The sequence below is a fragment of the Polaromonas sp. genome (assembly GCF_030682935.1).
In the GTDB taxonomy this organism is placed as follows: Bacteria; Pseudomonadota; Gammaproteobacteria; order Burkholderiales; family Burkholderiaceae_C; genus Polaromonas.
In genome coordinates, this window is record NZ_JAUXNA010000210.1 from 1 (window position 1) to 2297 (window position 2297).

A 2297-nucleotide genomic window follows, 5' to 3' on the forward strand; every position below is an offset into this window, starting at 1 on the left:
GGCATCGGCTTTCCGGCCTGGACCGGCGGCGCGATGCAGTTCATCTACGGCATGGGCGTGGACGCCTTCCTTGCGCGCTGCGATGCGCTGGCGGCCCGGTTCGGTGCGGGATTCATGCTGACGGACGCGGTGAAAGCGGCCATCCGCCAGAACCAGCCGGTGTATTGAATCATCTTCTCTTCATCAACACAAAGGTTCCCCTCATGCAAAGACTCCAGAACAAGGTCAGCCTCATCACCGGCGCGGCGCAAGGCATCGGCCTGGCCACCGCCCTCAAGTTTGCGCAGGAAGGCGCCATCGTCGTCGTCTGCGACCTGAAGCAGGCCGCCATTGACGAGGCCGTCCAGCAGTGCCAGGCGCTGGGCGCGCAGGCGGTCGGCTATGTCATGGATGTGACGCAGCGGGCCACGGTGGACGCCGTGGTGGCCCAGATCAAGGCGCAGTTTGGCCGCATCGATGTGCTGGTCAACAACGCCGGCATCACGCAGGATGCGCGGCTGGTCAAGATGACGCTGGAGCAGTTCGACCGCGTGATTGATGTGAACCTGCGCGGCGTGTTTCATTGCGCGCAGGCGGTGGCCGACACCATGATCGCGCAGGGCCAGGGCGTGATCCTGAACGCCAGTTCGGTGGTGGGCATTTACGGCAACTTTGGCCAGACCAACTATGCGGCCACCAAGTTCGGCGTGATCGGTTTCACCAAAACCTGGAGCCGCGAGCTTGGTCCCAAGGGCGTGCGTGTGAATGCCGTGGCCCCCGGCTTTATCACCACGCCCATGCTCAGCACCATTCCTGCCAACGTCCTGAAGGAGATGGAAACCCGCGTGCCCCTCAAGCGGCTGGGCCGGCCCGAGGAAATTGCCAACGTCTACGCCTTCCTGGCAAGCGACGAGGCCAGCTACGTCAATGGCGCGGTGATCGAGGTGTCGGGCGGCATGACGGTCTGATCGGCCGACCTTCCTGTTTTTTAAGCTTTTTAGGCCTGTAGCCCAATATCACCGGGCACTAACAGCTATTATTTTTATAGCTAAAAAGTTGCACAAATGCCCGTACGGGGCCTGCCAGGGCGGGGTGAACAGCGATAATCCGGCCATGAATTCACTGTCCGCACCCGACCACCCGCACCCCCAGTCCCTGCGCGACCTGTTTGTCTCCTTCACCTGGCTGGCCCTGCAGGGCTTTGGCGGCGTGCTGGCCGTGGTGCAACGCGAGTTGGTGGAAAAAAAACGCTGGATGACGCGCGAAGAGTTCATTGAAGACTGGGCGGTGGCGCAAATCATGCCGGGACCCAATGTGGTGAACCTGTCCTTGATGATTGGCGGGCGCTACTTTGGCCTGAAGGGCGCCATGACAGCGCTGGCCGGCATGCTGACGGTGCCGCTGGTTCTGGTACTGCTGCTGGCGCTGGTGTACGCGCAGTTTGCCGACCAACCCGGCGCGGCAGGCGCGCTGCGCGGCATGGGCGCGGTGGCCGCCGGGCTGATCGCAGCGACCGGCTTGAAACTGTTTGGCGCCCTGCTGAAAAATGTGCTGGGCCTTCGCCTGTGCGTGGCCCTTGGCGCGGCGTGCTTTGTCGCCATCGCGCTGCTGCGCTGGCCGCTGTTTTATGTGCTGTTTGGCCTGGGCAGCCTGGCCTGCGTGCTGGCCTATCAAAAGCTCAAGCCATGACCGAACCGCTAACGCTTGTATTCACCCTGCAGGACTGGTTTAGCCTGTTTGTGCATTACCTGACGCTGTCCCTGCTCTCGATAGGCGGGGCCATTACCACCGCGCCCGACATGCACCGCTTTCTGGTGGACCAGCAACATTGGCTGACCGACGCGCAGTTCAATGCCTCGATCGCCATCGCCCAGGCCGCACCCGGCCCCAATGTGCTGTTTGTCGCCCTGCTGGGCTGGAATGTCGGCCTGAACGCTGGCGGCATGCTGACCGGATTGCTGGGGGTTGTGCTGGCCCTGACGGGAATTCTGATACCCAGCACCGTGCTGACCTATGTCGCTGCCCAGTGGGGCCACCGCAACCGCGAGTTGCGGGCGGTTCGCGCTTTCAAGCAGGGCATGGCACCGATCGTGGTGGCGCTGCTGATGGCCACCGGCTGGGTTCTGGCCAGCGCCAACGGCAGCGCCCTGAAAGACTGGCCGGTGTGGCTGGTGACGGCCGTGACGGCTGTCATCGTCTGGCGTACCAGGATGCACCTGCTCTGGCTGCTGGGCGCCGGCGCTCTGCTGGGCTGGTATGGCCTGATTTAGGCGCTTGCCGGGCGGCGCTGGCGCAGCGCTTCGTACAGGCAAACGCCG

3 protein-coding genes are annotated in these 2297 nt (G+C 63.4%); all 3 read left to right on the plus strand.

The features are described 5' to 3' along the window. Nucleotides 1-203: 203 nt before the first annotated feature. The 3 genes from fabG (at nucleotide 204) to Q8K05_RS09740 (ending at nucleotide 2249) form a co-directional block, all read left to right on the plus strand. Nucleotides 204-947 (plus strand): 3-oxoacyl-[acyl-carrier-protein] reductase, encoded by a 744-nt coding sequence (gene fabG, locus Q8K05_RS09730; protein ID WP_305246431.1) that lies wholly within the window; start codon nucleotides 204-206, stop codon nucleotides 945-947. Between the two features lie 145 nt (nucleotides 948-1092). Further along, entirely contained in the window at nucleotides 1093-1668 is a 576-nt protein-coding gene (locus tag Q8K05_RS09735) for a chromate transporter (RefSeq protein ID WP_305246432.1), read from the plus strand. Then, nucleotides 1665-2249 carry a chromate transporter gene (locus tag Q8K05_RS09740; protein WP_305246433.1) on the plus strand — a complete coding sequence of 195 codons (585 nt, stop codon included), beginning with the start codon at nucleotides 1665-1667 and terminating at the stop codon, nucleotides 2247-2249. The genes Q8K05_RS09735 and Q8K05_RS09740 overlap by 4 nt, the downstream gene beginning before the upstream one ends. Nucleotides 2250-2297: the final 48 nt, after the last annotated feature.